Annotated in this window: 3 rRNA genes; all 3 read right to left on the reverse strand. The window is 56.9% G+C overall.

Annotation, left to right across the window (positions count from 1 at the left end):
• Positions 1 to 54: 54 nt before the first annotated feature.
• A 5S ribosomal RNA gene (gene rrf / locus ACWF5H_RS18205) occupies positions 55 to 171 on the reverse strand.
• Between the two features lie 179 nt (positions 172 to 350).
• Positions 351 to 3,476 (reverse strand): 23S ribosomal RNA (locus tag ACWF5H_RS18210).
• A gap of 474 nt (positions 3,477 to 3,950) precedes the next feature.
• Positions 3,951 to 5,474, reverse strand: a 16S ribosomal RNA gene (locus ACWF5H_RS18215).
• Together the 16S, 23S and 5S rRNA genes form the textbook arrangement of a ribosomal RNA operon.
• Positions 5,475 to 5,653: the final 179 nt, after the last annotated feature.

Raw genomic sequence — 5,653 nt, forward strand, 5'->3', positions numbered from 1 at the left:
GTTAACGAAGGGAAGGCCCCGCCGTCGTTGGCGGGGCCTTCCCTTGTAAAGAATGTCCGGCGGTGACCTACTCTCCCACACCCTCCCGAGTGCAGTACCATCGGCGCTGTGGGCCTTAGCTTCCGGGTTCGGAATGGGACCGGGCGTTTCCCCCACGCTATGACCGCCGTAACCCTTCGTGCACGCCCCGGATCCCTGAAGCGGGCCTTGGCGGCAAATCTGTGGTTACAAGCTTGTTGCTTGGAACTTTATTCAGTTGTTTTGTTCCCGGGCTGACAACGGGTTGTTGTCTGGGAACCACATAGCGGACGCGTAGCATGCATTTGATCACCCACCCCGTAGGGGGTGGTGTGGTGTAAGTTGTCGGACTATTAGTACCGGTCAGCTCCACGAGTCTTTCGTCCTCGCTTCCACATCCGGCCTATCAACCCAGTGGTCTGGCTGGGGTCCTCTCCCCCCGAAGGGGATGGAAATCTCATCTTGAAGCCGGCTTCCCGCTTAGATGCTTTCAGCGGTTATCCAATCCGAACGTAGCTAATCAGCGGTGCACTTGGCAGTACAACTGACACACCAGAGGTTCGTCCGTCCCGGTCCTCTCGTACTAAGGACAGACCTTCTCAAATTTCCTGCGCGCGCAGCGGATAGGGACCGAACTGTCTCACGACGTTCTAAACCCAGCTCGCGTACCGCTTTAATGGGCGAACAGCCCAACCCTTGGGACCTACTCCAGCCCCAGGATGCGACGAGCCGACATCGAGGTGCCAAACCATGCCGTCGATATGGACTCTTGGGCAAGATCAGCCTGTTATCCCCGAGGTACCTTTTATCCGTTGAGCGACGGCCATTCCACAATGTGCCGCCGGATCACTAGTCCCGACTTTCGTCCCTGCTCGAGCTGTCGCTCTCACAGTCAAGCTCCCTTGTGCACTTACACTCGCCACCTGATTGCCAACCAGGCTGAGGGAACCTTTGGGCGCCTCCGTTACTCTTTAGGAGGCAACCGCCCCAGTTAAACTACCCATCAGGCACTGTCCCTGACCCGGATTACGGGCCGAAGTTAGATGTCCAGAGTGACCAGAGTGGTATTTCAACGATGACTCCACCCGAACTGGCGTCCGGGCTTCACAGTCTCCCACCTATCCTACACAAGCCACACCGAACACCAATACCAAACTATAGTAAAGGTCTCGGGGTCTTTCCGTCCTGCTGCGCGTAACGAGCATCTTTACTCGTAGTGCAATTTCGCCGAGTTTATGGTTGAGACAGCGGGGAAGTCGTTACTCCATTCGTGCAGGTCGGAACTTACCCGACAAGGAATTTCGCTACCTTAGGATGGTTATAGTTACCACCGCCGTTTACTGGGGCTTAAATTCTCCGCTTCGCCCCCGAAGGGGCTAACAGGTCCTCTTAACCTTCCAGCACCGGGCAGGAGTCAGTCCGTATACATCGTCTTGCGACTTCGCACGGACCTGTGTTTTTAGTAAACAGTCGCTTCCCCCTGGTCTCTGCGGCCCTTACCCGCTTAGAAGCGCAAGGCTTCTTCACGGTCCGGGCCCCCCTTCTCCCGAAGTTACGGGGGCATTTTGCCGAGTTCCTTAACCATAATTCTCTCGATCGCCTTGGTATTCTCTACCTGATCACCTGTGTCGGTTTGGGGTACGGGCGGCTAAAACCTCGCGTCGATGCTTTTCTCGGCAGCATAGGATCACCGAATCCCCCCATACGGGGGTCCCGTCAGGTCTCAGGCTTCACGAACGGCGGATTTGCCAACCGTTCACCCTACATCCTTGGACCGGGACTACCATCGCCCGGCTCGGCTACCTTCCTGCGTCACACCTGTTAATACGCTTACCTCCCCGGATCGGGTCCCGCGCGCCCCGCCCATACTGGCCCCGAAGGGCACGGATGAACGGTTTGGGCGGTTAGCATCACCGGATTGGCATGGGCGGTTTTTCGCCGGTACGGGAATATCAACCCGTTGTCCATCGACTACGCCTGTCGGCCTCGCCTTAGGTCCCGACTTACCCAGGGCAGATTAGCTTGACCCTGGAACCCTTGATCATTCGGCGGACGGGTTTCCCACCCGTCTTTCGCTACTCATGCCTGCATTCTCACTCGTGTAGGCTCCACCACTGGCTTCCGCCGCAGCTTCACTGCCCACACGACGCTCCCCTACCCACCAGCGCTCCTGAACCACGAAGGCTTGGATAATACGCTGATGCCACAACTTCGGCGGTGTACTTGAGCCCCGCTACATTGTCGGCGCGGAATCACTTGACCAGTGAGCTATTACGCACTCTTTCAAGGGTGGCTGCTTCTAAGCCAACCTCCTGGTTGTCTGGGCAACTCCACATCCTTTCCCACTTAGCACACGCTTAGGGGCCTTAGTTGGTGGTCTGGGCTGTTTCCCTCTCGACTATGAAGCTTATCCCCCACAGTCTCACTGCTGCGCTCTCACTTGCCGGCATTCGGAGTTTGGCTGACGTCAGTAACCTTGTAGGGCCCATCGGCCATCCAGTAGCTCTACCTCCGGCAAGAAACACGCAACGCTGCACCTAAATGCATTTCGGGGAGAACCAGCTATCACGGAGTTTGATTGGCCTTTCACCCCTACCCACAGCTCATCCCCTCCATTTTCAACTGAAGTGGGTTCGGTCCTCCACGCGCTCTTACACGCGCTTCAACCTGGCCATGGGTAGATCACTCCGCTTCGGGTCTAGATCACGCCACTGCATCGCCCTATTCAGACTCGCTTTCGCTACGGCTTCCCCACACGGGTTAACCTCGCGACGTAACACTAACTCGCAGGCTCATTCTTCAAAAGGCACGCCGTCACAGCTACAAGGCTGCTCCGACGGATTGTAAGCACACGGTTTCAGGTACTGTTTCACTCCCCTCCCGGGGTACTTTTCACCTTTCCCTCACGGTACTTGTCCGCTATCGGTCATCAGGTAGTATTCAGGCTTACCAGGTGGTCCTGGCAGATTCGCACGGGATTTCTCGGGCCCCGTGCTACTTGGGATACTCTCCAAGCGGCGTCACGCATTACGGTTACAGGGCTTACACCTTCTCCGGCCGGCCTTTCAAGACCGTTCACCTATACGCACGCACTCACTTTCGCTGTCCGGCAGAACAGCAGCGGAAAGTCCCGCAACCCCGGCCATGCAACGCCCGCCGGCTATCACACATGGACCGGTTTGGCCTCTTCCGCGTTCGCTCGCCACTACTAACGGAATCACTGTTGTTTTCTCTTCCTGCGGGTACTGAGATGTTTCACTTCCCCGCGTTCCCTCCACGCACCCTATGTGTTCAGGTACGGGTCACCCGGTCACTCGCGCGCCGGGCGGGGTTTCCCCATTCGGACATCCTGGGATCACCGTTCGGTTATCAACTCCCCCAGGCTTATCGCAGATTCCCACGTCCTTCTTCGGCTCCTGATGCCAAGGCATCCACCGTGTGCTCTTAAAAACTTGACCACAAAGATCAAATAAAGCTTCTCGAGAGAACCGTGGAACAACCCCACCCAAAGGGTGAAGCCAAACCAGGTTCATCAAAAAAATTGCTTTAAGATGCTCGCGTCCACTATGTAGTTCTCAAACAACAACCCCGTCACCCACCTCCACCACACACACAACGTGCGGGCTTCGGAAAAATGCGGGAACAAGAGGAACCAACCGGCCCCCTCTCACATCGCTGCAAGATAAGGTCCTGTTGCCTCAGGACCCAACAGTGTGCCAAAAGATACCCCCCGCGATTCCCCCACACGTTCCAGGCACCCCGCAAAGGAGGCACCGTACTGGCATGCGGACAACCGCGACAGACACCGAATCCGTTGATATTCCACCCATGAGCACCCGCCGGACAACAATCGTGTCCGCAACGGGCTTGCCCTGCAAACCACCCGACCCGCACTTAAGGCGCGCCGGGAACGGTTCGAGGAAGCTCCTTAGAAAGGAGGTGATCCAGCCGCACCTTCCGGTACGGCTACCTTGTTACGACTTAGTCCCAATCGCCGGTCCCACCTTCGACGGCTCCCTCCCACAAGGGGTTAGGCCACCGGCTTCGGGTGTTACCAACTTTCGTGACTTGACGGGCGGTGTGTACAAGGCCCGGGAACGTATTCACCGCAGCGTTGCTGATCTGCGATTACTAGCGACTCCGACTTCATGGGGTCGAGTTGCAGACCCCAATCCGAACTGAGACCGGCTTTTTGGGATTAGCTCCACCTCACAGTATCGCAACCCATTGTACCGGCCATTGTAGCATGCGTGAAGCCCAAGACATAAGGGGCATGATGATTTGACGTCGTCCCCACCTTCCTCCGAGTTGACCCCGGCAGTCTCCCATGAGTCCCCGCCATTACGCGCTGGCAACATGGAACGAGGGTTGCGCTCGTTGCGGGACTTAACCCAACATCTCACGACACGAGCTGACGACAACCATGCACCACCTGTGAACCGGCCCCGAAGGGAAGGACTGTTTCCAGCCCGGTCCGGCCCATGTCAAGCCTTGGTAAGGTTCTTCGCGTTGCATCGAATTAATCCGCATGCTCCGCCGCTTGTGCGGGCCCCCGTCAATTCCTTTGAGTTTTAGCCTTGCGGCCGTACTCCCCAGGCGGGGCACTTAATGCGTTAGCTACGGCGCGGAAAACGTGGAATGTCCCCCACACCTAGTGCCCAACGTTTACGGCATGGACTACCAGGGTATCTAATCCTGTTCGCTCCCCATGCTTTCGCTCCTCAGCGTCAGTTACAGCCCAGAGACCTGCCTTCGCCATCGGTGTTCCTCCTGATATCTGCGCATTTCACCGCTACACCAGGAATTCCAGTCTCCCCTACTGCACTCTAGTCTGCCCGTACCCACTGCAGACCCGGGGTTGAGCCCCGGGCTTTCACAGCAGACGCGACAAACCGCCTACGAGCTCTTTACGCCCAATAATTCCGGACAACGCTTGCGCCCTACGTATTACCGCGGCTGCTGGCACGTAGTTAGCCGGCGCTTCTTCTGCAGGTACCGTCACTTTCGCTTCTTCCCTGCTGAAAGAGGTTTACAACCCGAAGGCATTCATCCCTCACGCGGCGTCGCTGCATCAGGCTTGCGCCCATTGTGCAATATTCCCCACTGCTGCCTCCCGTAGGAGTCTGGGCCGTGTCTCAGTCCCAGTGTGGCCGGTCACCCTCTCAGGCCGGCTACCCGTCGTCGCCTTGGTAGGCCATTACCCCACCAACAAGCTGATAGGCCGCGAGTCCATCCAAGACCAAAAAATCTTTCCACCCACCACCATGCGGTGACAGGTCATATCCGGTATTAGACCCGGTTTCCCAGGCTTATCCCAGAGTCAAGGGCAGGTTACTCACGTGTTACTCACCCGTTCGCCACTAATCCCCGGTGCAAGCACCGGATCATCGTTCGACTTGCATGTGTTAAGCACGCCGCCAGCGTTCGTCCTGAGCCAGGATCAAACTCTCCGTTAATGTTTCAAACAGACACAGCACCAATAGCCGGGAAAACGACCAAAGACACTGCACTAAATTCAAACCAGGCTGATAAAACCGCGACACACCACAGGGGCGGCACGCCACGGCACTTCAACCAATAAATAATTGGTATCAACAAACTTGGCACACTATTGAGTTCTCAAACAACAGGAGCA

The sequence above is a fragment of the Arthrobacter sp. NPDC055138 genome, from assembly GCF_053607305.1.